The sequence below is a fragment of the Amycolatopsis saalfeldensis genome (genome assembly GCF_900110575.1).
Classification (GTDB): Bacteria; Actinomycetota; Actinomycetes; order Mycobacteriales; family Pseudonocardiaceae; genus Amycolatopsis; species Amycolatopsis saalfeldensis.
In genome coordinates, this window is record NZ_FOEF01000009.1 from 284,681 (window position 1) to 309,330 (window position 24,650).

24 protein-coding genes and 2 pseudogenes are annotated in these 24,650 nt (G+C 68.0%); 10 read left to right on the top strand and 16 right to left on the bottom strand.

What is annotated here, in order from left to right:
* The first annotated feature begins 4 nt into the window (after positions 1-4).
* The gene (locus BMY97_RS22185) at positions 5-754 is read left to right on the top strand and encodes a gamma-glutamyl-gamma-aminobutyrate hydrolase family protein (RefSeq protein WP_143086255.1); all 750 of its coding nucleotides are present in this window, start codon (positions 5-7) and stop codon (positions 752-754) included.
* Positions 755-1,487: 733 nt separating this feature from the next.
* Here the strand turns inward: BMY97_RS22185 and BMY97_RS22190 are convergent.
* The 7 genes from BMY97_RS22190 to BMY97_RS22220 all read right to left on the bottom strand — a co-directional run bounded on the left by BMY97_RS22190 (position 1,488) and on the right by BMY97_RS22220 (position 8,092).
* Positions 1,488-1,811 (bottom strand): EthD domain-containing protein, encoded by a 324-nt coding sequence (locus BMY97_RS22190; RefSeq protein ID WP_091619069.1) that lies wholly within the window; start codon positions 1,809-1,811, stop codon positions 1,488-1,490.
* A gap of 31 nt (positions 1,812-1,842) precedes the next feature.
* Complete coding sequence (locus BMY97_RS22195; protein WP_091619192.1) at positions 1,843-3,240, bottom strand: aldehyde dehydrogenase family protein; 1,398 nt, start codon at positions 3,238-3,240, stop codon at positions 1,843-1,845.
* Between the two features lie 49 nt (positions 3,241-3,289).
* Positions 3,290-3,943, bottom strand: coding sequence for an LLM class oxidoreductase (locus tag BMY97_RS22200; protein WP_143086256.1), 654 nt, complete (start codon positions 3,941-3,943; stop codon positions 3,290-3,292).
* 69 nt (positions 3,944-4,012) lie between these two features.
* Entirely contained in the window at positions 4,013-4,639 is a 627-nt protein-coding gene (locus tag BMY97_RS22205; RefSeq protein ID WP_091619074.1) for a TetR/AcrR family transcriptional regulator, read from the bottom strand.
* An 87-nt stretch (positions 4,640-4,726) separates the two neighbouring features.
* The gene (locus tag BMY97_RS22210) at positions 4,727-6,412 is read right to left on the bottom strand and encodes a long-chain-fatty-acid--CoA ligase (RefSeq protein ID WP_218156830.1); all 1,686 of its coding nucleotides are present in this window, start codon (positions 6,410-6,412) and stop codon (positions 4,727-4,729) included.
* Complete coding sequence (locus tag BMY97_RS22215; protein ID WP_091619076.1) at positions 6,409-7,215, bottom strand: enoyl-CoA hydratase/isomerase family protein; 807 nt, start codon at positions 7,213-7,215, stop codon at positions 6,409-6,411. Before BMY97_RS22215 ends, BMY97_RS22210 begins: the two co-directional genes overlap by 4 nt.
* 37 nt (positions 7,216-7,252) lie before the next feature.
* On the bottom strand, positions 7,253-8,092 hold the full coding sequence (locus BMY97_RS22220; RefSeq protein ID WP_091619078.1) for a mycofactocin-coupled SDR family oxidoreductase: 840 nt from the start codon (positions 8,090-8,092) through the stop codon (positions 7,253-7,255).
* A gap of 458 nt (positions 8,093-8,550) precedes the next feature.
* On the opposite strand from BMY97_RS22220, the gene BMY97_RS22225 reads away from it, so the two are divergent.
* Together BMY97_RS22225 and BMY97_RS22230 are read left to right on the top strand one after the other, a co-directional pair.
* Positions 8,551-10,002, top strand: a complete 1,452-nt coding sequence (locus tag BMY97_RS22225; RefSeq protein WP_218156831.1) for an APC family permease — start codon at positions 8,551-8,553, stop codon at positions 10,000-10,002.
* A gap of 28 nt (positions 10,003-10,030) precedes the next feature.
* The gene (locus BMY97_RS22230) at positions 10,031-10,891 is read left to right on the top strand and encodes an SDR family oxidoreductase (RefSeq protein WP_218156832.1); all 861 of its coding nucleotides are present in this window, start codon (positions 10,031-10,033) and stop codon (positions 10,889-10,891) included.
* A gap of 60 nt (positions 10,892-10,951) precedes the next feature.
* Here the strand turns inward: BMY97_RS22230 and BMY97_RS22235 are convergent, their stop codons facing one another.
* Complete coding sequence (locus tag BMY97_RS22235) at positions 10,952-11,716, bottom strand: SDR family NAD(P)-dependent oxidoreductase (protein ID WP_091619082.1); 765 nt, start codon at positions 11,714-11,716, stop codon at positions 10,952-10,954.
* Between the two features lie 106 nt (positions 11,717-11,822).
* Positions 11,823-12,404 carry a TetR/AcrR family transcriptional regulator gene (locus BMY97_RS22240; protein ID WP_091619084.1) on the bottom strand — a complete coding sequence of 194 codons (582 nt, stop codon included), beginning with the start codon at positions 12,402-12,404 and terminating at the stop codon, positions 11,823-11,825.
* A gap of 136 nt (positions 12,405-12,540) precedes the next feature.
* On the opposite strand from BMY97_RS22240, the gene BMY97_RS22245 reads away from it, so the two are divergent.
* The 5 genes from BMY97_RS22245 (at position 12,541) to BMY97_RS22265 (ending at position 18,298) form a co-directional block, all read left to right on the top strand.
* Positions 12,541-13,761 carry an acyl-CoA dehydrogenase family protein gene (locus tag BMY97_RS22245; protein ID WP_091619085.1) on the top strand — a complete coding sequence of 407 codons (1,221 nt, stop codon included), beginning with the start codon at positions 12,541-12,543 and terminating at the stop codon, positions 13,759-13,761.
* On the top strand, positions 13,761-14,777 hold the full coding sequence (locus BMY97_RS22250; RefSeq protein ID WP_091619087.1) for a phosphotransferase family protein: 1,017 nt from the start codon (positions 13,761-13,763) through the stop codon (positions 14,775-14,777). The genes BMY97_RS22245 and BMY97_RS22250 overlap by 1 nt, the downstream gene beginning before the upstream one ends.
* Positions 14,778-14,957: 180 nt before the next feature.
* Positions 14,958-16,373 carry an aminotransferase class III-fold pyridoxal phosphate-dependent enzyme gene (locus BMY97_RS22255; RefSeq protein WP_218156833.1) on the top strand — a complete coding sequence of 472 codons (1,416 nt, stop codon included), beginning with the start codon at positions 14,958-14,960 and terminating at the stop codon, positions 16,371-16,373.
* A gap of 7 nt (positions 16,374-16,380) precedes the next feature.
* On the top strand, positions 16,381-17,571 hold the full coding sequence (locus tag BMY97_RS22260; RefSeq protein ID WP_091619091.1) for a thiolase family protein: 1,191 nt from the start codon (positions 16,381-16,383) through the stop codon (positions 17,569-17,571).
* A 40-nt stretch (positions 17,572-17,611) separates the two neighbouring features.
* Positions 17,612-18,298, top strand: coding sequence for a nitroreductase (locus BMY97_RS22265; protein WP_091619093.1), 687 nt, complete (start codon positions 17,612-17,614; stop codon positions 18,296-18,298).
* 28 nt (positions 18,299-18,326) lie between these two features.
* On the opposite strand, the gene BMY97_RS22270 is transcribed toward BMY97_RS22265, so the two are convergent.
* From BMY97_RS22270 to BMY97_RS22295, 7 genes and pseudogenes are all read right to left on the bottom strand, one after another.
* Complete coding sequence (locus BMY97_RS22270) at positions 18,327-18,746, bottom strand: pyridoxamine 5'-phosphate oxidase family protein (RefSeq protein WP_091619095.1); 420 nt, start codon at positions 18,744-18,746, stop codon at positions 18,327-18,329.
* A gap of 35 nt (positions 18,747-18,781) precedes the next feature.
* Positions 18,782-19,774: a hypothetical protein gene (locus tag BMY97_RS22275; RefSeq protein ID WP_218156834.1), complete on the bottom strand. Its 993-nt coding sequence runs from the start codon at positions 19,772-19,774 to the stop codon at positions 18,782-18,784.
* A 53-nt stretch (positions 19,775-19,827) separates the two neighbouring features.
* Complete coding sequence (locus BMY97_RS22280; RefSeq protein WP_177231487.1) at positions 19,828-20,724, bottom strand: NAD(P)-binding domain-containing protein; 897 nt, start codon at positions 20,722-20,724, stop codon at positions 19,828-19,830.
* 157 nt (positions 20,725-20,881) lie between these two features.
* Positions 20,882-21,187: an alpha/beta hydrolase fold domain-containing protein gene (locus BMY97_RS49600; protein ID WP_143086257.1), complete on the bottom strand. Its 306-nt coding sequence runs from the start codon at positions 21,185-21,187 to the stop codon at positions 20,882-20,884.
* Positions 21,082-21,633, bottom strand: a pseudogene (locus BMY97_RS22285) (alpha/beta hydrolase); the annotation flags it as partial. The gene BMY97_RS49600 and the pseudogene BMY97_RS22285, both read right to left, overlap by 106 nt.
* A gap of 142 nt (positions 21,634-21,775) precedes the next feature.
* Positions 21,776-22,366 (bottom strand): TetR/AcrR family transcriptional regulator, encoded by a 591-nt coding sequence (locus BMY97_RS22290; RefSeq protein ID WP_177231489.1) that lies wholly within the window; start codon positions 22,364-22,366, stop codon positions 21,776-21,778.
* 87 nt (positions 22,367-22,453) lie between these two features.
* Positions 22,454-22,711 carry a hypothetical protein gene (locus BMY97_RS22295; protein WP_091619106.1) on the bottom strand — a complete coding sequence of 86 codons (258 nt, stop codon included), beginning with the start codon at positions 22,709-22,711 and terminating at the stop codon, positions 22,454-22,456.
* Between the two features lie 101 nt (positions 22,712-22,812).
* Between BMY97_RS22295 and BMY97_RS22300 the strand changes: the two are divergent.
* Both BMY97_RS22300 and BMY97_RS22305 read left to right on the top strand, forming a co-directional pair.
* Positions 22,813-23,346, top strand: a pseudogene (locus BMY97_RS22300) (SDR family NAD(P)-dependent oxidoreductase); the annotation flags it as partial.
* A 160-nt stretch (positions 23,347-23,506) separates the two neighbouring features.
* Entirely contained in the window at positions 23,507-24,643 is a 1,137-nt protein-coding gene (locus BMY97_RS22305; RefSeq protein ID WP_143086258.1) for a hypothetical protein, read from the top strand.
* The last annotated feature ends 7 nt before the right edge of the window (positions 24,644-24,650 follow it).

The following is a 24,650-nucleotide window of genomic DNA, read 5'->3' on the forward strand; positions in this document are numbered from 1 at the left end:
GGAGATGACCCAGTCAATCCGAGACGCTCCCGTGGTGGCGTTCACCTATGACCCGCGAGCCCTCAACGAGGCCGTCCGGTGGAGGTTGATGTTCGAGGGTGTCGTCGCCGCCGGCGCCGTACCGATGGCGATCGATTGCGGCGTGCGGCAACCGGACGTCGGCACACTGGCCGGCCTCGTCGACGGTGTGATCGTCGGCGGCGGCAACGATGTCGATCCTCGCCGGTACGGCGGCGACCCGGACGACCCGCTGGTGCGGGGGGTGAACCCCGACCGGGACGAGAACGAACTGGCGATGCTCGCGGCGGCCCGGGAACTGGGCAAGCCCGTGCTCGCGATCTGCCGGGGCATGCAGTTGATGAATGTGGCCTACGGCGGAACCCTGTTCGCCGACATCGAGCGCGATGTCCCCGGTGTGGGAGTTCACCGGCAGGGGTTGGCGGCGCTCCCGGACCCCGCTCACACTGTCACCGTGGAGGCAGGCACGACGCTGGCCCGCTGGCTTGACACCGACGGGACGATCACCGTCAACAGCGAGCACCACCAAGGCGTTCGTGCCGTCGGAGATGGCCTCCGGGTGGTGGCGCGCGCGGAGGACGGGAGTATCGAGGCGATCGAATCGGCTACCGAGGCTGTCGTCGGTGTTCAGTGGCACCCGGAGTACTTCTGGCCGGTGGAGAAGACATCGCTGACGTTGCTGTCGACGTTCATCGCGGAGAGCGTCGGCCACACCGCCGCGACGAGCGGCGCCTGACCGGCTTGCGCTTGCCGTGGGCCGCGCGACGCAGCCCACGGCAAGCGCAGTCAGGATGCTTCCTGCCTCAGCTCGTCGAACCGGCGCTTCAGACTGCGCACTGCGCGGCCGACTTCGTTGTACTGGCTGCTCAGCAGAATCATCGGCGCGTGGTGGTCGAGCGCTTGGCCCGGTCGGTCCACGCGGGATGCAGCCACGTCTTGCCTGCCGTCTCTGCAGCGGCGACGCATCGTTCCGCGTCCGCCCAGCCGGCCTCGGTGCCCTGATGCGCGCCTCTCCCGCTGGTCAGGGAGAGATCGCCCGGTCCCATCTGGAATCCGGCAACGGTCGGGGCGCGAGGATTCCGGCCACGTCTGCGATCGCGCGCGGATCCGCCAGCAGTGGCAGGCACAAGGTCGGCGAGTCGATCGAGGCGAGCAATGGGTCGTCCCACCCGTTGCATCCGACCACCCGCCCACCGGCCATGCTGCGTGCGCCTACCGCGGATATTTTGCGTACGAGGTGACTTCCGTGGGACGAAGCGTTCCTGGGTTTCCAGTCCGAACGCGCCGTGGCGACCGTCGCGGGGTCCCGCGACAACACCACGACGCGCTCGGACAGGTAGACCGCCTATCGATGTCGTGGGTGACAAGTACGGCAGTCACACCAGCACTTCGGGCTCGACCTCCGTGACCACGCTTTCGGAGAGGTCGAAACCGCATGCACTACGCATGTGACGAAACCCTTGACCTGCTCAGCTTTCCGTCTGGACTGGAAACGAACGGGTCCGGCTGCGATCAAGGAATCGATCCTCGTCTTCGACGATTCCCGAGTCCGGGGCGAACATCACGCTCAGCCAAGCCTTGTACGCATCACGGTCTTGGAAGTCCAGTTGGGACACGACGTCGCAGCCGGCGGATTCGGCGGCTCGCCCGGGCTTCACGTAGTGCCGGACGTACGCGTCAGGCCGGACCGGCAGGCCCAAGACCAGTGGTACGTGCCGGTTTTCGTAGTGGTCGGCGAACTCCTCGAAGCTGAGGCTCTGGCGTTTCGAAAGCAATGCGAGGACTCGGTACACGGTGTCGGCCCCTCTCCTGTTCGCACGTGGCTCAGGCGCCCGGCGCCCGGTGAATGACCTGTGGCTCGCTGAAGCCGTGCAGCCCGGCGATCCCGTTCTCGACGCCGATCCCACTCCACTTGGCTCCGCCGAAGGGCTGGTTCGGCTGCAGTGCCAGATGCGTGTTGACGAAGACCGTGCCGGCGTCGAGTTCACGGGCCACCCGGTCCGCTCGGTCCGGATCACCGCTCCAGACCGAGCCCGTGAGCCCGTACCGGGATGCATTCACCTGGCGCACGACTTCGTCGACGTCCTCGTAGCGGACTACCGGGAGGACCGGGCCGAACTGCTCCTCGCCGACGACGCGGAAGCCGTCGTCGAGGTCGGCCAGGATCGTCGGGGCGAAGAAATAACCGGGGCGTTCGAGAGCCGTGCCGCCGGAGGCCGCGCGGGCTCCCTTCGTAAGCGCATCGCCGACGAGTTCACGAACCCGGGTGAACTGAGGCTCGTTGTTGAGCGGGCCGAGGTCCGTCCCGGCCGCCGCACCGGGGCCGACGACCCGCGACCCGGCGAAGGCGGCAAGGCTTTCGACCACGTCGTCGTAGCGGGATGCGGGCGCGTAGACGCGCTTCACCGCGGAACACACCTGCCCGTTGTTCTCGAAGGCACTCCAGAACAGCTTCTCCGTGATTCTCACCGGGTCGGCGTCATCGAGCAGGATGGCGGGGTCGTTCCCGCCGAGCTCCAACGTGGTGCGCTTCAGGTCTGCCGCCGCCGCCGCGGCGACGAGCTTGCCGGTCGCCACGGAACCGGTGAACGAGATCTTCCGCGGTACCGGGTGGGCGGTCATCCAGGCTCCGAGCGGGTCCTTGCCGCTGACGACATTCACCACGCCGGGAGGCAGTGCGTCGGACAGGAGACGGCCGAAGCGAAGTGTCGCCAGCGGTGTGTAGGGAGAGGGCTTCAGCACCACCGTGTTGCCGGCGAGCAGCGCCGGCGCCAACTTCCAGGACGCGAGTGTCAGCGGGTAGTTCCAGGGGGTGATCGCGGCGACGACGCCCAGCGGCTTGCGAACGATCTCCACCCGCGCCGAGTCGTCGTCCTGCAAGATCTGCGGCGGGTCTTCGACTTCGGCGTAGTAGGTGAACCACGCCTGTGCGTCGGTGATCTCTTCGGCCGCTTCTCGCGCGGGCTTGCCCTGCTCTCGGGTCAGCAGCTCCGCCAGCTCGCCTGCGTGATCGTCGAGGATCCGGCGCGCGTCGAGAAGGGCCTTCCGGCGGACGCTGAGGCCCTCGCGGCGCCACCTGGCCCAAGCCCGCTCTGCCGCCTCCATCGCGGCGTCCAGCTGAGCGGGAGTGCAGTTCGGAGCCTGGGCGAAGACCTCGCCGGTGGCCGGGTCGAGCACGTCAAAGGTGCCGGCCGTCTCGGCCGGACGCCCGTCAATCGTCATCACGTAATCATTCATCGGTGCCTTCAATCGGAGTTCGGACGCAGGGTGGTCAGCCCAGCGTGGTCAAGGCGGGGGCCGGCCGGCGCCACTGATCCGTGGGCACGTCGCCCCGGGAGCGGGGCAGCGGCTGGACGCAGACGTGATCGGCACCGGCATCGAGGTGTTCCCGGACCCGTGTGGCGTCGGAGAATCCCGCGCGACTCAGCAGGGTCCGGTATGCGGGCACCGGTGAATACGCTTTCGCGTGCGTCCGCACGGTCGTCCGCGACTGCTCAGCGTCGGTGTTTCTCCGGGGTGCAGAAGTACGTGTGCGCACCCCGTGTGCGGGCGGCGGCCAGGCTTCGCATCCGCGGGCCGAGCGCACCGAGCGCGAACGCAGCCTGGTCACCAGAGCTGCGAAGCTCACCCTCAGGGCCCAGCGGGGGAATGCCTTGGCGAGGGAGTTCGCCGCGGCCGTCATGGCGAGGGCGTCGCGAGCCCAGATGCCGGCGATGCCAGTGGCCCCGGCAGGTGCTCCGGTCGCCGAGAGGAGCAGGGTGAGATGGACCGTGACGTCCCGGCCGGCCACTTCGGGCAGCCACACCGCACCGTAACCGAGTTCTTCGACCTCGACGGCCAGTTCCTGCGCCCGCGCCGTCGAAACAGTGTGCAGCGCGCTGGTCCACAAACCGACACGGCCGAATTCGGGCGGTTCATTCGTCACAGTTTCCGATGCTTTCTCTCGAAGGGGGAGAACTGCCGCGAAACGAGTACCGATTCAGTCAGATGGGGCTCAAGGTTCCAGGCGCGGCGATTCTTCCGGGGAAATGGTGTACACGGCGTACCACTGGAGCAGGGTCAGCTGGAGCGCCGCTCGTTTGATCTCGTCTTCACCCGACGCGACGTCGGTCGTGCTCAGCGTCGACTCGATCATCGCGTACAGTGCCGAAGCCGCATAGTCGACGTCGATGTCGGGCCGCACGATGCCGATGGTCCGTCCGGTGCGGTGGACCTTCGCGAGCCGGTCGCTGAGAACTTCGTCGGCTGCACGATTGGCCCGGGTGAACGCTTCGGGCAGGACCTGCCGCGCGATCTCGATCGCCGGCCGCAGATCTGCGTTCGTGACCCGCCACATGAGCGCATCCTCGACCATGCGCAGGAGTACGGCGAACATCGACTCACCATGCTCGATCGCGGCGTCCATGCGCTCGCCGATCCGTGCGTAACCGGCCAGGAAGTCCTCGACCAGTCGGGCCAGGAGCTCTTCCTTGTCGGCGAAGTGGTTGTAGACCGTGGCCCGGGAGACTCCCGAATCCTTGGCGATGTCCGCCACCCGGGCGTGGTGGTAGCCGGGGCTGTTGAAGTGGCGGCGCGCGGCGCCCAGGATGCGCAGGTTCGTCTCGTCGTTGTCGTTCGTCACCGCGGGCCTCGTTCCGGTGGAGTTCGGTTCATTCACGGCAATGCTACCAACGTGACGCCGTGCTGAGCGCGGACAGTTCTCCTGTCATCATGAGAACCGTTCCTCCCGGGCTGCTCGCAATTGATCCCTAATCGTTCTCTTGTCGAATTTCCCGGTGCTGTTGCGTGGCAGCTCGGCCACGAAATGAAACTCGTCGGGAATCCACCAGCCGGCGACGTGCGCCCGCAAATGGTCACGCAGTTCGTCGGCGCTCGGGTCGTCTCCGGCTGTCGCGACCACCGCGGCCGGGCGTTCGCTCCAGCGCTCGTGCGGCACTGAGACGACGGCAGCCTCCAGCACGGCGGGGTGTCGCATGAGCGCGGCTTCGAGATCCTGTGAACTGATCCACTCGCCGCCGGATTTGATCGCGTCCTTTGCCCGGTCGGTGATGTCGAGCCAGCCGTCGTGGGTCACAGCGCCCAGGTCGCCGGTGCGCAACCAGCCATCATGGAACTTCTCCGCGGTGTGTCCGGCACCGTAGTAGGCGGCGGCCACGACCGGCCCGCGCACTTCGATCTCGCCGACCGACTTCCCGTCGTGCGGCAACGGCGCGCCATCGGCGTCCACTACCCGGAACTCATAGAACGGCGACGCCTGCCCGGCCAATTCGCGGCGCGCCCGCTTCGCCTCACCGGAAGCATCCGGATCGGCAAGGCTGAGGGTGGCGCCGGGCAGGGTTTCCGTCATGCCCCAGCCTTGGCCGACGGTGACGCCGTACCGTTCTTCGAAGGCGGCCATGAGGGGCTGCGGCACTTTGGTTCCGCCGGAGAGGACCAGCCGGAGACTCGAGAGGTCAACGGGGCGGGCGTCTCGCTGGGCGTCGGCGTAGCGCAACAGGTCGAGCCACAGCGTGGGGACACCGCCCGCCCAGGTCACTTGCTCTCGTTCGATGACCGTGGCGATGGTGGCGGGACCCAAGTGGCGGCCGGGGAGGACGAGATCGGTGCCGGTGAGCGCCACGATGAACGGCAGTCCCCAGCCGAGTGCATGGAACATCGGCACGAGCGCGAGCGCGCGATCATGCCGGCCCAGCCGGAAGCCGTTGGTCCCAGCCATGATCAGCGCGTGCAGCACGATGGATCGGTGGGTGTAGAGAACACCTTTGGGATTGCCGGTGGTGCCCGACGTGTAGCACAGGCAGGCGCCCAGGTCCTCCTGCAGTTCCGGCCAGCGGAATCCGGCGGGCGCTTGCTCCAGCAGATCCGGGTAGGCGTGGACCGTCACCCGGCCGATCACCTCCGGGGCCGGCGTGCCGACCACGACCACGTGTTCGACCCGCGGAAGCCGGTCCAGCAGGGGCGTGAGGGTGCCGACGAGCGTCGCGTCGACGACGAGCACCCGGTCTTCGGCGTGATCGATGGTGTACTCGATCTGGTCGGCGAACAACCGGGGATTGATCGTGTGCAGCACCGCGCCGAGCCCCGTGGCCGCGTAGTAGAGCTCGACGTGGGCGGCCGAATTCCAGAGCAGGCTGCCGACGCGGTCTCCGGTGCGCACGCCGAGCGCCGACAGGGCGGCGGCCAGCCGCTCGGCGCGGACGGCGACTTCGGCGAATGTGACCGTATGGCTGAACCGCGCGGTCTCGTCGGCGACCGTGCTGATGGTGCTGTCAGGCCAAGCGGATCGCATCCGCTTGAGGAGCTCTTGCGTCGTCAACGGCGTGGACATCATGAGCCCGGCCGAAGGGTGCTGCGCTGTCGCCATGTGCGTCCCCGTCTCGTCAAATCCGTTCATCGGCCGACGAACCTGGCCTTTCCCGGGCCGTTCTCGATGAACGACCGGACTCCGTTCCGCCCGTCCTCGGTGCGGTGCATCTCGACGGCAGCGCGGCCTTCCGCATCGAGCCCTTCGCCGAGCGGCCGGTCGAAGTTCTCGTCGATCAGCTGTTTCGCCGTGGCGTGCGCGACCAGTGGTCCACGGGCGAATCGGCCGGCCAGCTCGAATGCGGTGGCCAGCACGTCGTCGTCCGCGACGACGCGGTCCACGAGCCCGATCCGATACGCCTCGTCGGCACCGACCTGACGGCCGGTCGCGACGAGGTCCTTTGCCCGCGCGGGCCCGACCAGGCGCGCCAGGCGTTGCGTGCCGCCTGCCCCGGGCACCAGGCCGAGCTGGACTTCCGGCAGGCCGAACTTCGCGGAGTGGCCGGCGACCCGCAGGTCCGCGGCGAGGGCCAGTTCGAGTCCGCCGCCGAGTGCGTAACCGGTCACCGCCGCGACGACCATCCGCGGGACCGCGGCAATCTTGTCGAAAGCCGAGCGAAACGACCGGACGTACCGTTCGGCATCCTCGGGCCCGCCCATACCGGTGATGTCGCCGCCCGCCGCGAAGATGCGGGGTCCACCCCACACCACCACCGCGCCGGGAAGATCAGCCGCCAGCTCGTCGGCCACTTCGTCGAGCCGGCGCAGCAGATCCAGGGAAAGCGCATTGGCCTTCGGCCGGTCGAGGGTGATCACCGCGACGCCGTCTTCGGTACGTTCCACCCGCAGCGGCCCCGGGCGAACCTCGGCGTCGGTGGTCTCTCGAGGAGTCATGGCAACAAGTTCTCCGTGTTCTGCGGACGGGGGGCGGTCAGGTGCTCTTCGCGTACCAACCGGCGTCGACAGGGACCGCGATCCCCGTGACGTATCGCGCTTCATCGGAGGCGAGCCACAACGCCGCGTTCGCGATGTCCTCGGGCTGGATGAAGTCCACGTTCAGCAGGGTGAGCTGCCGGAGCGTCGCCGCGGCGTCCGCGCGCTGCGGGTTTTCGAGGTCCGGGCGCAGCAATCCGAAGCTGAAATCATTGACCACCATTCCGGTTTCGGTGTTTCCCGGATTCACGCTGTTGACGCGGATGTCGTGCGGGCCGAGTTCGTGGGCGAGCGACCGGGTCAGCCCCATGACGCCGTGCTTCGCCGCGGCATAGTGCGCGATCTGTGGTTCACCCTTCAAACCGGTGTACGAGCTCGTCAGCACGAGCGAGCCGCCACGGCCGGTTTCGAGCATCCGCGGCACGACCGCCTTGACCGTCCGCCACACCCCGGTCAGATTGACGTCTATCAGCTCCTGCCAGGCGCGATCGGTGATCTCCCACGCGGGACCTTCGGAACTGAGGATTCCCGCGTTCGCCACCAGCGTGTCGATACCGCCGAATGCGGCGACGCCGTCGGCGGCGGCCTTGTCCAACGCAGGCTGGTCGCGGACATCGGCCACGACGGTCAGGATCTCGCCGCCGGCGGCCTCCACCAAACGAGCCGTCTCGTCGAGATCGTCTTTCGCCGGCATCGGGTACGGCACGGTCGGGAGGGAATCGCACACGTCGACGCCGATGATTTTCGCGCCTTCCTGTGCGAACCGCACCGCGTGTGCGCGGCCTTGCCCGCGTGCGGCTCCGGTGATGAAAGCGACTTTGCCTTCGAGCCTGCCCATGCGATCTCCTCGGGTGATTGTCATTCGAGCCGGGCCTGCGGCCGGACGGGAAAGGACGCCGTCGCGACCGCCGTGAGAACTGACGCTAGACACGGTTAGACACGGTGTCAAGAGCGCGGCCTCGCGAGGTTTTTTCCGGTAACGTCCGAGGTCAGCGCGCTTGACACGGCGTCTAACGCTGGCTAAAGTCCGCGGCCTGACTGGCGACAGACCGCGGGCAGGTGGTGCTGCCGATGCATTTCGTGAAGGTAAAACCCGGGGCCGCCGGATATTCGCATGGCCGGTGATCGCCTCGTCGGTTATTTCTGTTCGCCGAGTGATTCGGTGCCGGGACGGGGAACGTCTCCCGCGCGCGACGACCGCAAATCGACCTTGATGGCTCGGCGGGGGGCCGGGCCGGCTCCTACCCCCCGACAGTAAGGAATGCTCTGATGTCCGCATCAACCGAGGAACCGCCGATGACTGCGGCGAAGGACGCGGATCAGCCGGCCGCGAAGCTCAACGGTGTGCTCGGCGTCGGCTCGATCGTGTTCATGGTCGTCGCCGCTGCCGCGCCGCTGGGTGTGGTGGCAGCGACTTTCCCGGTCGTCATCTCGGTGGAGGAAAGTATTGGCGCACCACTGTTCTTCGCCCTCACCACCGTTCTCCTCCTGCTGTTTTCGATCGGCTACACCCAGATGAGCCGCTACGTGCCCAACGCGGGCGCGTTCTACTCCTACATCCAGGCGGGCATGGGGCGGGTCATCGGCACGGGAGCGGCGACGCTCGCGTACATCTCCTACCTGGTGCTCCTGGTCGGGAGTACGGCGTACTTCGGCGTGTCCGCGTCGAACGCCGGCCGGACGTTCCTGCATGTCGACCTGCCGTGGTGGTTCTGGTGCCTCGTCGGGTTCGCGATCGCGGGATTCCTCGGGTACCGCAACGTCGATCTCTCTGCGCGGGTGCTGGGCGTGGCACTGGTCCTCGAGACGCTGATCGTCGTCGTCCTGGACGTCGCGATCGTGGCGAAGGGCGGTCATTCCGGGCTGTCGGCTGCTCCGCTGTCGCCTTCGAATCTCACGCAGGGTGCACCGGCGCTCGGTTTCATGTTCGCCTTCCTGTGTTTCTTCGGGTTCGAAGCGACCGCGGTGTTCCGCAACGAGGCGAAAGATCCGTCCCGGACGGTGCCGCGGGCGACTTACATCGCGGTGATCGGGATCGGTGTCTTCTACGCGGTCACGATGTGGTGCGTCATCAACGGCATGGGCGTCGACCGCGCGGTCGCCGTGTCGACGGCCGACCCGACCGGTGCCGTGCTCGACCTCGCTCGCGACTACGTGGCGCCGGTCATGCGTGACGTCATGCTCGTTCTCCTGCTCACCAGTCAATTCGCTTGCACTCTGTCGTTCCACAATGTCGTCACGCGCTACCAGTTCACTATGGGCGCCAAGAAGGTGCTCCCGGCGTGGCTGGGCGTGGTGAATCTGAAGCACCGGACTCCGTCGCGGTCCTCACTCGTTGTCTCCGCCGTGACGATGAGCGCGATGGCGCTGGTGGCCCTGCTCGGGCTCGACCCGGTCACGCAGGTGTTCACCTGGTTCTCCGGTGCGGCGACACTGGGCATCGTCGCGATGATGGCCATGACCGGGGTCGCGGTGATCCTCTTCTTCCGGCGGCACACCACCGAGCGCGGGCTCTGGCGGACGTTGATCGCGCCGTTGCTGTCCTCGCTCGGCCTGTTCACGATCCTCGCACTGGTGGTCGCCAACTTCGGGTTGCTCGTGGGCGGTGACGGAGCCGCGGCCTGGATCCTTTCGGTACTGATCATCGTGTCGTTCGCAGCCGGGCTTGTGGTGGCGGTGGTGATGCGGCGACGGCAGCCGTCGGCGTATGCCGCGCTGCACGACGAATCGGAAACAGTTCTCTCCTGAAAGGATTCGCGAAGGAATGGCTGACCAAGTGCGGACGGCTCGTGGTGGAGCACTGGCGGGATACGCGGCGCTGGTGACGGGTGGCGGAACCGGGATCGGCAAGGCCTGCGCCGCCAGGCTCGCCGCGGACGGGGCCGTGGTGACCATCTGCGGCCGTACGGAGAAGCGGTTGGTGGCCGCGGCGGAGGAAATCGGGAAGTCCGCCGCCGACGGCGGGAGCGTCCGCTACGTCGTCGCGGACGTCACCAGCGAGGAAGACGTACGGGCTGCCGTGGCCGCAGCCGCCGAGCCGACTGGCGGACTCGACGCGTGCGTGGCCAACGCAGGCGGCGACGCGGAGTACACGCAACCGCTGCACCTGCAGGATGTGGGGATCTACTCCTCCGTGCTCGAGTTGAACGTCGTGGGCACGTTGCTGTCGATCAAGCACACATTGCCGCTGCTTGTCGCATCGGGACACGGTTCATTTGTCGGCATGTCGTCCATCGCCGGGCACCAGACGCACCCGTACTTCGGTGCCTACACAGCGGGTAAGGCCGGGGTCGAGGCTTTGATCCGGAACGCCGCCGACGAATACGGCCCGACGCAGACCCGGTTCAATGCGGTCCGGCCGGGCTTCATCACGACGGAGATCATGGAGCAGGTGCCTCGTGACTCGCCGGTTTATGCCAGCTACCTCGACCAGACTCCGATGCGGGATGTCGGTGCGCCGGAGGACGTCGCCAATCTCGTCCGCTTCCTGATCGGTCCCGAGAGCCGCTGGATCACCGGCCAGGCGATCAATGTGGACGGTGGGAACGGGCTGCGCGGCGGACCGGACTTCTCCTCGTGGATCAAGGGAAACCCCGACCAGGACACCATCCTGGCCCGGAAGCCGCTTGAGAGCTGACTGCGCTGGACATTGCCCTGGTGGCGGTGGTGGCCCTGGGCACCACCGCCACCAGAGCAGTCAGGCAATTGTGAACCCGCCGTCGACGACCAGCGTCTGCCCGGTGACGTACCCGCCGGCCGGGCTTGCCAGGAAAAGCAATGCCGCAGTCAACTCGTCCGGGTCGCCGGCCCGCCCGACCGGCACCCGCTGCAGTTGCGCGTCGAGGTAGCCGGGCCGGTACTGGTCGGTCATCTCCGACGCGAAGAAGCCCGGAGCCAGCGCGTTGACGCGGATGCCGAGCCGGCCGCTCCACTGCTGGGCGAGATCCCGGGTGAGGCCGAGCAGACCGGCCTTGCTGGCGGAATACGCCGCTTGGGGCAGCCCGGCGGTGGTGAGCCCGATGACGCTGGAGACGTTGACGATGCTGCTGCCTGGTTTCATGACTTTGGCGCAGGCCTGGGCAAGCCAGTAGCAACTCTCCAAGTTCACCTGCAGCACCTGTGAAAACTGCTCCGCTGTTTCGCGGAGAGCGGGCACGGCCGTGCCCAGCCCGGCGTTGTTGACCAGGACATCGACCCGGCCGAACCGTTCCATGGCCGCGTCGACGAGCTTCCGGCAATCGTCCTGATCGGTGACGTCGGTCGGGACCTCGAGGGCTAGCCGCCCGCGCTCGGTGACCAGAGCGGCGGTTTGGCCGAGCCGGTCGGCGCGGCGCGCGGCCAGGACGACATCCGAGCCGGCCTCGGCCAACCCGCGGGCGAAGGCGATCCCCAGACCCGATGAAGCGCCGGTGACGACGGCGACGCGTCCGTCGAGGGAAAAACGGTCCAGTATCGTCGGCATTTCGGCTCCTGAGGACGGACTCGGTGGACGAACCAGGTTACCGGCCGAGGCTACAAGTTGTTAGCCGGAGGAGCCAGGGTGGTGTGCGGCACGTGCGGTGGCCGGCTCAGCCGGCGCCGACGAGGCGCATCGCGAACTCGACGTACTCCCAGGCGACCTCGTTTTCGGTGAACTGCCCGTCGTCCCGGAACCAGGCCGCTACGCCCATCCCGAGGTCGAGGATCGCGTACGCGGCAAGTTTCGGGGACGACGCCCGGAACCGGCCGGCCTCGGTGCCGGCCTGGATGAGGGCGCGGAAACCACTCGCGTAATCGGCGCGCCGGTCCAGGATTGCGCTCCGGTGCGGCTCTTCGAGGCTTCGCAGCTCACGGTTCCCGACGAACGCCTCGCGCCGGTTGCGCGCGTGATAGCGGACGTGTGCCTCGACCGCTCGCCGGAGGCGCTCGACCGGATCGCCGGTACCGCCGACGGCCCTTCGGTACTCGGCGTGCAGCGCCTCCATCGTGCCCGACATGATGTCGGCCAGGAGCTCCTGTTTGGACGCCACGTGCTTGTAGAGGCTCGGCCCGCGAATCCCGACGCGAGCGCCGATGTCGGTCATCGTGGTCGCCTCGTAGCCGTGTGCGGTGAACAAATCCAGCGCGGCCGTGCGGATCTCCGCCGCGCGGGGGCTCGGGGCGTCGTTCATCCTGCTCCTTCCGGGGCGTCCGGGCGAACTCATCGTAGCCGCGGCGCGTGGGTGATCTCTCCTCGGCTCAGCAGGGCTTGACAGGGCGGCCGACACCAGCTTCCATTCGGCTAATACTCATTAGCTGGAGGTGGCTATGGCGGTGGAGTTGGCCCCCGGCCCGCAAGTTGCGGAGCTCGCCTCGCGGACCGCGGAGTTCGTTCGCGAGATCGTGATCCCGATCGAGGTCGAACACGGCGGCGTGGTGCGGGACGAGGCAGTGCGGCTCGAACTCCAGGACGCGGCGAAGGCAGCGGGAGTGTTTGCTCCGCACGTCGGCGCGGAGTTCGGCGGCCACGGGCTCGACATGCGCTCCCGCGCCGTGGTGTTCGAAGAGGCCGGCTACTCGTTGCTCGGCCCGCTGGCGCTGAACATCGCGGCGCCCGACGAGGGCAACATGCACATGCTCGAGATCATTGCAACGGACCGGCAGAAGGAGAGGTATCTTCGCCCACTCGCGGCCGGCGCCGTCCGGTCGTGTTTCGCGATGACGGAGCCGGCTCCTGGTGCCGGCTCGGACCCCGCGGCGCTGAAGACCCGCGCGGTGAGGGCGGAAGGGGGCTGGCGCATCGACGGCCGCAAGTGGTTCATCACCGGTGCCGACGGTGCCGGCTTCGCCATCTGCATGGCGCGGACCTCCGACCAGGCCGCTGTGTCGACTGGCGCCGCTGGCTCTGTGTCGACTGGCGCCGCTGGCGCGACGATGTTCCTCGTCGACGCGGACAACCCGGGGATGAAGATCGTCAGGCACATCGACACCCTCGACGAGAGCCTCTACGGAGGCCACCTCGAAGTCGCGTTCGAGGAGTGCTTCGTGTCCGATGACGCCGTTCTCGGCGAGGTCGACGGGGGGTTCCGCTATGCGCAGGTCCGGCTCGGGCCCGCCCGGATGACGCACTGCATGCGGTGGCTCGGCATCGCCCGGCGCGCGCAGGACATCGCGGTGGCCAGGGCGGCCGAGCGGGAACTGTTCGGGTCACGCCTCGGCGAACTCGGCATGGTGCAGCAGATGATCGCCGACAATGAGATTGACATCGCTGCCTCCCGGGGCCTGATCCGGCAGGCGTGCTGGGAACTCGATCAGGGCCGGTCGGCGGGGCAGGCGACGTCGATCGCCAAGACGTTCTGCGCCGAGGCGATCTGGCGCGTCGTCGATCGGTCTCTCCAGATCTGCGGCTCCCTCGGTGTGTCCGGCGACGTGCTGCTGTCGCGGTTCCTCCGGGAGGTGCGGCCGTTCCGCATCTACGACGGGCCTTCGGAAGCGCACCGCTGGTCGATCGCGCGCCGGGTTCTTCGCCACCACGACGGGCAGCGCTGATGCCGGGGCCGGGGCCTGCGGGGCTCGATCCGGCGGCGTTGCAGAAGTTTTTCGACCGGGCCGTTCCCGGTGCCGGCACCGTTTCCGCGGAGCTTCTCCACGGGGGCCGGTCCAACCTGACCTACCGGGTGACCGACGGCGTCTCATCGTGGGTCCTGCGCAGGCCGCCGCTGGGGGGACTGACCCCGTCGGCGCACGACATGACCCGCGAGTTCCGCGTTGTGGAGGCACTCCAGGGTAGCGGGGTGCCGGTCGCACCGGCGATCGCTCTCGAGGAGGACACCTCCGTGCTCGGCGCGCCCTTCGCGGTGGTCGGGCACGTCGACGGGACTGTGCTGCGGACCCAGGATGACCTCGCCGCCTTTTCCGACGACGACATCACGCGGTGTGCTTACCGCTTGATCGACGTGCTGGCCCGCTTGCATTCGGTCGACGTCCGGGAGGCCGGGCTGAGCGGATTCGGCCGGCCGCAAGGATATCTGACGCGGCAGTTGCGCCGTTGGCACGACCAGTGGACCAGGGTGGGTACGCGTGCGCTTCCGGGGCTCGACGTCCTGCATTCCCGGCTCGTCGAAATCCGCCCGGAGGAGAGCGGGGCGTCGATCGTCCACGGCGACTACCGGATCGACAATGCGATCCTGGACCCGCGCGACCCCGCGGTGGTGCTGGCGCTCGTGGACTGGGAGATGGCCACTCTGGGCGACCCGCTCGCCGACCTCGGCTTGCACCTGGCCTATTCGGACCCGGCGTTCGACCCGGTGCTCGGCGGAGCCGCGGCGTCCACCAGCACGCGGCTGCCCCCGGCAGCGGACCTGGTCGCGCGATACGCGGAGACGTCCGGTCGGCCAGTGGTGAATCTGCCGTTCTACCGTGGCTTCGGATACTTCAAGGCGGCCGTGATCGCCGAAGGGATCCATGCCCGGTACCGGCAAGGCCTGACCGTCGGCGAGGGGTTCGAGACGGTCGGGGCCGCGGTGCCGCGGCTGGTCGAAGCCGGCTTGGCTGTAGTGCGCTGAACAGCACGAGACGTCGCTTGACACCGTGTCTAATCGGGGCTTACTGTGCAGTGACGAGCCTGACGGTGGAGGTGTGTTTCACCCAGCTCGGCGCGGCGGGTTCGCCCGGCCGCGCGCACTCGATTCCGAGGGTTTCGACGCGCGATGTCCCGACGTACTCACAGGATGCGAGGGAAGACTGTGACCTTTTCAAGCCGGATCACCGAGGCCGCGCCCGATGGCGTGGACTACGTGGCAGCGGCGCACCGGCATCTGTGGCGGCACTTCGCGCCGATGGCCGCAGCCGATCAGGAAGATCTGAAACTGATCGTGCGCGGCGAGGGATCGTATCTTGTGGACGCCGGCGGACGGCGCTACCTCGACGGTCTGTCCAATTTGTACTGTGTGAACGTCGGGTACTCCTACGGCGAGGAAATCGGCCAGGCGGCGCTCGAACAGTATCGCGAGCTGGGGTATCACAGCTCCTGGGCGACTACGCATCCCCGGGCGGTCGAGCTGGCCCAGCGCATCGCGGAGCTTGCCCCCGGCGACCTGAACCACGTGTTCCCGACCACGTCGGGCGGCGATTCCGTTGAAACCGCTTGGAAGATCGCGCGGCAGTACCACCTTCTGCGCGGGGAGAACCGCTGGAAGGCGATCTCGCGCCACATGGCCTACCACGGGACGAGTCTCGGTGCGCTGTCGTTGATGGGCATTCCCGGCTCGCGCAGCCAATTCGAGCCGCTGCTGGCCGGGGTGGTGCACGCGCGCAACACGCGCCGGATCGGACGGCCGGACGCGGAGACCGAGGACGAGTTCACGGTGTTCCTGCTCGACGATCTGGAACAGCGGATCATTTCGGAGGACCCGGCCACCGTCGCGATGATCATGGTTGAGCCCGTGCAGAACAGCGGCGGGGCACTCACTCCGCCCCGTGGCTACGCCGAAGGCGTCCGAGCGCTGGCCGACAAGTACGGAATCCTGCTGGTGGCCGATGAAACCGTGACGGCGTTCGGCCGCATGGGCGAGTGGTTCGCCACCGCGCGGTACGACTTCCGGCCCGACCTGGTCACCATGGCCAAGGGGCTTTCGTCGGCACACGCGGTGATCGGCGCGGTCGCGGCCACCGACCAGGTCTTCGAGCCGTTCACCCGGGCTGGCGTCACGTTCAAGCACGGCAACACTTTCGGTGGCCATCCGGTGATGACGGCGGTCGCGTTGAAGAACCTCGAGATCATGGAACGGCTCAAGCTGCCCGGCCGGGTGCGCGACCTCGAGGGCGCGCTGGAGAAGGCGCTCCGCTCGCTCGAAGACCTCGACGTGGTGGTCGAGGTGCGGGGAGCAGGTTACCTGTGGGCGATCGAGCTGGCGGCGACCCGTCCGGACGGGTCGGCACTGACTGCCGCGGAGCTCGATCGGCTTTACGGGACAAAGGCTCTCGCCGCACCCTTGCAGGACCGGGGAGTGATGCTCCGCGTCTCGCTCGACCCGGGGTACCCGGTGATCTCCGTGGCCCCGCCGCTGGTCGCCGGAGAAGCCGAATTCGTGTTGCTGACCGACGCGCTTCGTGACGTACTGACCATTGTGGATCGTGATCGATCCGCAGGGAAGAAGTGAGGACGCCATGGCCGAGGCCGTGATCGTGGATGTGGTCCGCACCGGCGCGGGCAAGGGGAAACCCGGAGGTGCCCTGTCCTGGACGCACCCGGCGGACTTGCTGGCGATGGTCTTGCAGGGAATCGTCCGGCGGAACGACCTCGATCCCGCGCTCGTGGACGACGTGATCGCTGGCTGCGTCTCGCAGGTTCGTGAGCAGGCGCTCAACATCGCGCGATCCGCCACACTCGGCGCCGGGTTCCCGGAGACGGTCCCCGCCACGACCGTTGACCGCCAATGCGGGTCCAGCCAGCAGGCCGTGCATTTCGCCGCTCAAGGGGTGATGGCCGGAGCGTACGACATCGTGATCGCCGCCGGCGTGGAGTCGATGAGCCGGGTGCCACTCGGGATTGCGCAGATGGGCACGAGCACGACCGGCGAGCTGGTGCGCGAACGCTACCCCGAGCTGGTGCAGCAGGGAATCTCGGCTGAACTGATGGCCGCCCGCTGGCAGCTCGGCCGCGGAGAGCTCGACGCCTACTCGGCCGAATCCCACCGGCGGGCGGCGGCTGCGGCAGAATCCGGGGCTTTCACCCGGGAGTTGCTGCCGGTCAACGCTTGGAATGCCGACGGCGAACGCGTGTCCCACGAGACGGACGAGACGGTTCGGCCGGCGACCACAGTGGAAGGGCTGGCCGGGTTGAAGCCTGCCTTCCACGACGAAGCGACCGCGGCGAGATTCCCCGGGATCGGCTGGCACATCACACCGGGCAACTCATCACCGCTGACCGACGGCGCTTCCGCGGCGTTGATCATGTCCCGCGACCGCGCGGAACAGCTCGGCCTGCGGCCGCGGGCCCGGTTCGTCAGTTTCGCTGTCCGGGGCGACGATCCGCTCCTGATGCTGAGCGCGCCCATCCCCGCGACGCGTGAGGTCCTCAAGAAGGCCGGACTCGCGATCGAGGACATCGACGCCTACGAGGTGAACGAGGCCTTCGCGCCCGTGCCGCTCGCGTGGGCCCGTGAAGTCGGCGCTGATCCGGCACGGCTCAATCCCCGCGGCGGCGCGATCGCACTCGGTCACGCCATGGGGTCGTCGGGCACGCGCCTGCTTTCCACGCTGGTGAACCACCTCGAAGACAACGGCGGCCGCTACGGGCTGCAGACGATGTGTGAGGCCGCAGGTCTCGCCAACGCCATGATCATCGAACGCATCTGAGCGGGGCCGGTATCCGGCTCCGGAAAGGAGTGGGCGGGAAATGCAGCTGTCCGAAATCGACAGTGCTGACGTCCTCGACGACCTGCAGGCACAGCGGTGGAGCTGCCGAGGCTACCTCGGCACACCGGTGTCGGACGAGACGGTCCGGCGGTTGCTGGAGATGGCGCAGAAGGCGCCTTCGTGGTGCAACACCCAGCCGTGGCACCTGACCGTGCTGCGCGGCCAGCAGCTCGAGGCGGCTCGCAAGGAGTTCGTCGAGTACGCGCAAACGCACGAGATGAAGCCGGACATCCCCTTTCCGGAGCGGTATGAAGGGGAATTCCGGCGCCGTCGCCGGGAATGCGGCTGGCAGCTCTACGAGAGTGTCGGGATCGTCAAGGGTGACCGGGATGCGTCGCAGGCACAAGCCATGGAGAACTTCCGGTTCTTCGGCGCACCCGCCGTCGCGGTCGTCACGACCGAGCAGGCCCTCGGTGCTTACGGGGTGCTCGACTGCGGGGTGTACCTCGGCAACTTCCTGCTGGCCGCCCAATCGCTTGGACTGGCGACGATCGCGCAGGCGTCGATCGCGGCGCACTCCGACTTCTGGCGTACTCGGCTCGTTTTGCCGGACAACCGGCAGGTCGTGGTGGGGATTTCGTTCGGTTACCCGGACGAAGCTCACCCCGCCAACGGCTTCCGCACCACTCGGGCCGACGCGGGAGAGGCGGCCGAGCTGCTCAGGTGACGGGGCCCGGCGGCCCGGGGCGGGACGGTCAGAACTCGCCGAGGTCCGCGCCGGTCCAGCGCTCCGGCGTGAGTGTCACCGTGGAGTATGTGTCGACCGGGCTGTCTCGGACATAGGCTTCCGCGCGATCACGGGGCAGGTAACGCAGGGCGATGCGCAGGAGGAGCTCGGAGCTGGCCGGGGAGAACGAAACAGGCCCTTCCACCGTGGCGTAACGGTACGTCGGATCCGCGCGCTGGACGAGCAGCGTGGCGCGACCGGATTTGCGGAGCAGTTCGACTTTCCTTGCCGAGTTCTCGGTGATGAACTGCACGTGCTTTTCCTCGGGGTCGTACCGGTACCACATCGGGGTGCAGACCGGGCCCCGCGCCGAGCCGGAATCGACGGACAGGTTTGCGATCACAGGCTCTTCGAGCATGCTGATCCGCTCGGCGGCAGTGAGTGCCATGGTGGGTTCTCCCTGTGTTGATGGTGACAGCCGGCTCAGTTCACTGCCAGGCGAGGTCGCTCGAGAAGGTATTCGGCGAACGGCCGTGCTCGGTAGCGAAGTGGCGGAAGGCCGGCGGGACCGACGAAGCCCGGTGCAGCGTTGATCACGTCGGGGATCCGGTTGACCATTTGCGTGCACGTCGTGCGCAGTGTGTCGACGCCAGGGTTGACGACGCGGACATCGGGGTCGCCGGAGGCGGTCCACGCGAACCGGTCGGTCTCGCCCGGTTGGTAGATACGGCCCGAGAGCTCCATCACGAGCACCGGTCCTTCTTCGGTCGTCACGGTGTCGACGGTGGTGAAGCCGATGAGATCGCCGGGTCCGACCGTGATCCCAAGGCTCCGGCAGGGCGTGGCGCGCTCGGCCACCTCGGGCCGGATCTCGAACCCGGTGCCGGTCACGGTGAGATCGGAGGCCGCGGCGATCGCGGCGAGAATCGGCAGGCCGAAGCCGGGTGGCCGCTCGTCGGACTGCCTCCAGCGGGCGAAGTCGGCGACGCCGGCCCCGACCTGTTGGTCCCGGGCGACCTCCGCACCGTAGTCGTCGACGTTGAAGGTCTGCTGCCCGCTGAGCCGATCCAGGCGGTTCATGGTGCCGAGCATCCCGGCGAGCTGATGGACCAGGAAGAAGTCCTGGAACCCGCCGCCGGCGAGGGTCACCCCATGGCGACGGGCCAGCGCGTCGAGTTCCCGCGTCCGTTCCGGCGCCGTGTGCCAGGGATGCAGGAGCTCCTCTCCGATGGTGATGGCATTGACACCGTGGCGGGCGCAGTCGGCGAGGACGGCGTACTGCCCGGTCATGAAGCTGGACGTCGCGACGAGCGCGATGTCCGGCCGGGCACTGGCATACATCGCACCGGCATCGGTGGTCACCGAAATCCCCAGCCGGTGCCCGAGTTCGAGCACCTCGCCGAGGTCCTGCCCGGCCTTGCTCCGCCCCACCGCACCGACGATCTCCACTCCCTTTTCCGGCAGCAGGCCCGCCACGATTCGGTTCATGGCCCCGACGCCGACGAGCGCTGCTCTGATCGGCTTCATCGTCAGGCGGTCTTCGTCGTGGCAGTGCCCCGGAAGGTTGCGAACTGGCTGGCATACGCGGATTCGGCGTACCCCTTTTCCTTGGCGTCATCGAGGGCCGCGAGCACCCCGTTCAAAACGAACGCCGGCTGGCCCTGCGCGGCGATCGCGTCGCGATAGGCGACTATTCCGTGCCGCCACACGTCCAGGGTCGCCTGGTCCGTTTCGTAGGTCCCGGCTTTGATCTCGTCGATCGATTTCCGGATTTCGTTCTGGAGGATGCCGAGCGTCCGGATGGCGCCCTGGGCGACGAGTTCCACGTCCACACCCCGCGAGGTGGCGTAGGCGGCACCTTCGAAGAAGGCGGTGAGTCCCGTGCCCAGTGTCGTGCCGGTCAGCGCGACGTCGAGCACTGCGGGCAGGTCGAGGCGTTCGCCGAGGTAGAGGGTTCCCTCCGGTGCCAGCGTCCGGACACTGTCTTGCACCGAATCCCACCCCGACGCGTCACCGGCGTACTGGATCAGCGCGTTCTTGGTGCCGATGTCCACGGGGTACACCAGGATCGTGCCATCCACATAGGTGCCGCGGCGCGCGGCCACCAGTTCGCCGATGCGTTCGGCGTCCTCGATGGAGCCGGTCGACAGGTTGACCACGCATCGCCCGTTCAGGGACAGGCTTTCCGGCAGGGTTTCGAGGAACTTCGCGACGTCGGCGGAATTGCTGATGCAGAAGATCACCGCACGGGTGGTGGAAATCGCGTCCGCCGCGGTGTCCGCGACTGTCGCGCCTTCCTCCGCGAGGTGGTCGCAGCGGCCGGGGGTGCGGTTCCACACGGTCACCCGCCGGCCCGAGCGGCTGAGCTGCTTCGCCAGCGCCGACCCCATCAGGCCGGCGCCGATCACGGCGATTCCTGCGTCCATGATGCTCCTCCGGGAGTGTTCGGGAAGATCAGCCGAGCCGGGGGCAGTAATCCGATCAATCGACCAAGTCATGTGATCTTAATGATGGCAGACGGTCGATAGCGTGTCAATCGCAGGGAATTACGCCGCGTGGGTGGCGCGCCCCGGCAAGATCGGGTCAAGCGGTCAGAATCGATTCGAGGAAGTGTGCTGCTTCGGACACTGCCGCGGCGAATGTGCCGATCTCCGTGAGGAAACCGTGGAATACGCCTTCGTAACGGAGGACTGTGGCTTGCCCGCCGCCTTCGCGCAAGCGGCGGGCAAATGCTTCGGCTCCGTCCCGCAGCGGGTCGACGGCGGCGAGGTGGCGGCCGCCGGGACGGCCAGGGGATCGGCTTGATCGCGATCGTCGCGGAAGTAGTTGCGCCAGAACCACTCCACGTCCGCGGTGGTGATGAGCGGACCGTCGGCGTAGTCGGTCCACGAAGGCCGGACGACCCCGTATTCGACGGCGGGATACGCGAGCACCAGTCCGGCGATTCGCGGTAGCGCGCCGGTGCGGCCGGCGATGGCGGCGCTCGCGGCGAGGTTGCCGCCGGCGCTGTCACCGATCAGCGCGATCCGGGAAGCGTCGAGGCCGAGCTCGGCACTGTGGCGGGCGAGATACTCGACGCTGTCGAGACAATCGTGCAAGGGTGCGGGGAATTTGTGCTCGGGGGCGAGCCGGTAGTCGACGGACACGATCGCGCAGCCACTGCGATTGGCGAGTGCCCGGCACACCGGGTCGATCCCGTCGAGCGAGCCGACTGTCCACCCTCCGCCGTGCAAGTAGACGGCCACGGGAAGCGCGTAGCCGACGGCCGGGCGGTGCAGTCGCGCCGGGATGCCGCCGTTGCGGCCGGACAGCGTCAGGGTACGGGTCTCCGCGATTGGTTCCGGCGGTCCCCGGGGCGCGGGCCTGCTGCCGCTGCGCGGGCTTTCTCGACCCCCAGAACGTGGAACGGGCGGGGCAGGATGCGCGCGAGCGACTTGACGGCTTCGAGGGCGAGCTGGGAGCTGGTGGGGTCATCGGTCATGAGGCGGAGTCCTGTCTTGTCCGTTGTTCCTCGACGAACCGGTCGAGGACCCCGGCCTGCGCAGCGGCGAGCCGGCGGAGTTCCTCGTCGTCGCGCCGGTAGAACCATTGGAGTACGAGCCCGTCGACAGCACTGACGGCCAGCCACACGGCATCGGACAAGGCCTCCTCCTGGATATCGGGAAAAGTGCGGGCCAGTTGCGGGGAGAGGGCGTTCGCGATCGTTTCGTACGGCATTCCGGCGTGCGCCGGGGCGGTGCGCAGGATCCACAGGTACAGCTCGACCTGGGCGAGCGCGTAGTCCCGGTTGGCGAGCATCCAGTCGATCGCGGAGCGGAGGAACGATCCGGCCGTGACTCCGGCGGCCGGATCGTCCTCCTCTGGGACGAGGCTGAGGCCCACCCGGTTGAACGCTTCGAGAAAGAGATCCTCCTTCGTGGCGAAGCAATAGTGCAGCGAGGCGAGTGGCGCGTTGGCCGCTTCGGCGATCCGCCGGGTCGTCGCGCCCCGGACACCGTGTTCCGCGATGACCGCGACCGCCGCTTCGACGAATTCGTCTTTGCGTTGCTCCGCCGGCATGTGGGCCATGACAACCTTCCGATCAAACGACTTGGTCACCATCTGTATACCAGTCGAAGGTGGGGTTGACCTGGCGTTGCCGGCATCGGCCCGGGGTCAGGTGTTGCGCCCGATCCGCCGGTGGACCTCCGGCTTGCGCTTGCGCAGCACAAGGGCGTAGACGAGACCGGCCACGGCGAGGCCCCAGGTGACGCCCACGAAGGTGATCGCGATTCCGGTGCTGCCGCCGCTGAGGATGGTGAAGTTGGCGGTGCCCAGGTAGCAGATGATCGCGAACGCGACGAGCGCGATCGACGGGGAGACATACCGGGCCCACACGCTCGCCTTGAGGTGCCTGTTGCGCAGGAAGAACACCAGGATGGCGGCGCTGGTCAGCGCGATGACGATCAGTAGGCCGTAGAAGAGCAGGCCCCCGAACTGCGCGTAGATGGTAGTCGCCCCGCGCGGTCCGGGATCGTCTGGCGGGCGTCTCCTATCTGGTCAACTGCGCCGGAGTGTTCGAGGAGACCGGGTTCGACGGGGTGTCACGCCAACGCTGGGGCCGCATGCTCGACGTGAACTTGCCGGCCCCGTACCAGCTCATGGAAATCGCGCGGCCGCAGCTGAGCACGAACTCGCCCGCGGCGATCGTCAAGGTCGCCTCCCTGGAAGCCCACATGGTCCTGGCTCTGGCCGGCCCGGATCCGACCCCGCACTATTCGGCGTCGAAATCGGCGCTCCTCGCGCTCACACGATCGGCGGCGCGCGCGATGGCGCCCGACGGGATCCGCGTGAACAGCGTTTGCCCCGGTTTCATCGGCACTCCGATGGCGTCGGCGTTGCACGGTGATCTCGGCGACCTGCCGAAGGCGGTGAAGGCACGCGTACCCGCGACCCGGTTCGGGCGGCCGGAGGAGGTCGCCCATGCGGTCGTGTTCCTGCTGAGCCATCAGGCCGGTTTCATCACCGGCACCGACCTGCTTGTCGACGGCGGCCTTCACCTGACCTGACCGACAGCCGGGGCGGTCGTGAATCAGTACCCGGCCGCCACGCACTGGCATCCCTGCGCCAAGGCCCGCCGGCGCCCTTGTGCTCCCGCGGAGCCGCTCGCACCATTGTGGACCACCAAGGGCGGGACGGCACCAGGCGAAACCAGGAGCGTGCGCGACGATGACCCAGACGACTCCCACCGGCTCCATCCGGGACGGCATCCATCCCACGACGAGCATTCCCGAGGTTCCTTGGTCCACTGAGGCGCGGCTGGCCAGCAGCATATGGTTCGGGATGGACGCGTCGACCCGCTGGGCCTTCATCAAGCGCTACGGGGTCGAGGAATGCGCGCAGCTGGAGTTCGACTTCCTGCGCCGGCACCAGACCGCCCACTTCCTCGACGGGAGCAGGAAACTCGGGCTCGACGGCTATCCGGATCACGTGCGGTGCGCGATGTACCACACGTTGTCGAACCTCCTCGGCGGATTGGACATGGCGTTCCAGGACGACCACGGCGACGGAAAGGCCTGGGTGTTCTATCTGCCGCCACAGGCCTACGCGACCGGCCCGTTGCTGCCGACCTCTGCGCACGGGGCGGTGCCGATCGACATCGTGCTCCGGACTTTCGAGGCGTGGCAGGCGAACAACGGACCACTGCTCGGCAACGACCGCCTGACGTTCACCCTGACCGATCTGATCCAGGCCGGCGGCCCCTACGACGCCGGGTACTTCTCCGAAGCGCCGGGGCCGGTCGACCCCGCGAACCGCTACGTCGTCGACTTGGGCCAGCCGTCGGGTGTTCCCGGACCTCCGCCTCCTCTCGGTGCCGCCCAGTGGCCGCTCGCGCGCCGCGAGGCGGCGCTTCGGAAGTACAGCGCCGAATACGCTGTCGGCGGGCTCGCGCAGATCGCCCAGTTGAAGGGATTGGCCGTCGCGGCCGAGATCGCCGAGGAATCGCATCGCAATATCGTCGTCGCGTGGTCTCGTTATCTCGCCTCGCATTTCGCACTGAGCCGGACCGCTCCGGCTCCGGTTCGGGTCGCCGCCCTGTTCCGGCGGGTGTTCGGCCTGCTGGGTGACGAATTCGAGTCGGTCGGCGAGGGCGGGCAAGTGCTGCTCGCGCACACCCGGACCCGGCTGACCGTTCCCCAGTACCAGGACTGGGCCTCGCTGCCTTCCGCCGTGGAGGCCGCGTTCGGGCGAGCGTGGACAGTCGCGTCCCGGACGATCGGGCCGGAAGTGCTGGTGGAGGTGGATCAGTCGCGTTCGGCAGGTGAAGGGCCCACGGTATGGCGGTTCACGGTGGCCGAGGCCTGAGCCACCG

Excerpts from the sequence above, each read along its gene's own strand:
- BMY97_RS22185 (WP_143086255.1), top strand. The coding sequence starts at position 5 with ATGACCCAGTCAATCCGAGACGCTCCCGTGGTGGCGTTCACCTATGAC.
- BMY97_RS22195 (WP_091619192.1), bottom strand. The coding sequence starts at position 3,240 with ATGACGATTGACGGGCGTCCGGCCGAGACGGCCGGCACCTTTGACGTG.
- BMY97_RS22210 (WP_218156830.1), bottom strand. The coding sequence starts at position 6,412 with ATGAACGGATTTGACGAGACGGGGACGCACATGGCGACAGCGCAGCAC.
- BMY97_RS22215 (WP_091619076.1), bottom strand. The coding sequence starts at position 7,215 with ATGACTCCTCGAGAGACCACCGACGCCGAGGTTCGCCCGGGGCCGCTG.
- BMY97_RS22220 (WP_091619078.1), bottom strand. The coding sequence starts at position 8,092 with ATGGGCAGGCTCGAAGGCAAAGTCGCTTTCATCACCGGAGCCGCACGC.
- BMY97_RS22225 (WP_218156831.1), top strand. The coding sequence starts at position 8,551 with ATGACTGCGGCGAAGGACGCGGATCAGCCGGCCGCGAAGCTCAACGGT.
- BMY97_RS22235 (WP_091619082.1), bottom strand. The coding sequence starts at position 11,716 with ATGCCGACGATACTGGACCGTTTTTCCCTCGACGGACGCGTCGCCGTC.
- BMY97_RS22240 (WP_091619084.1), bottom strand. The coding sequence starts at position 12,404 with ATGAACGACGCCCCGAGCCCCCGCGCGGCGGAGATCCGCACGGCCGCG.
- BMY97_RS22245 (WP_091619085.1), top strand. The coding sequence starts at position 12,541 with ATGGCGGTGGAGTTGGCCCCCGGCCCGCAAGTTGCGGAGCTCGCCTCG.
- BMY97_RS22250 (WP_091619087.1), top strand. The coding sequence starts at position 13,761 with ATGCCGGGGCCGGGGCCTGCGGGGCTCGATCCGGCGGCGTTGCAGAAG.
- BMY97_RS22260 (WP_091619091.1), top strand. The coding sequence starts at position 16,381 with ATGGCCGAGGCCGTGATCGTGGATGTGGTCCGCACCGGCGCGGGCAAG.
- BMY97_RS22265 (WP_091619093.1), top strand. The coding sequence starts at position 17,612 with ATGCAGCTGTCCGAAATCGACAGTGCTGACGTCCTCGACGACCTGCAG.
- BMY97_RS22270 (WP_091619095.1), bottom strand. The coding sequence starts at position 18,746 with ATGGCACTCACTGCCGCCGAGCGGATCAGCATGCTCGAAGAGCCTGTG.
- BMY97_RS22280 (WP_177231487.1), bottom strand. The coding sequence starts at position 20,724 with ATGGACGCAGGAATCGCCGTGATCGGCGCCGGCCTGATGGGGTCGGCG.
- BMY97_RS22290 (WP_177231489.1), bottom strand. The coding sequence starts at position 22,366 with ATGGCCCACATGCCGGCGGAGCAACGCAAAGACGAATTCGTCGAAGCG.
- BMY97_RS22305 (WP_143086258.1), top strand. The coding sequence starts at position 23,507 with ATGACCCAGACGACTCCCACCGGCTCCATCCGGGACGGCATCCATCCC.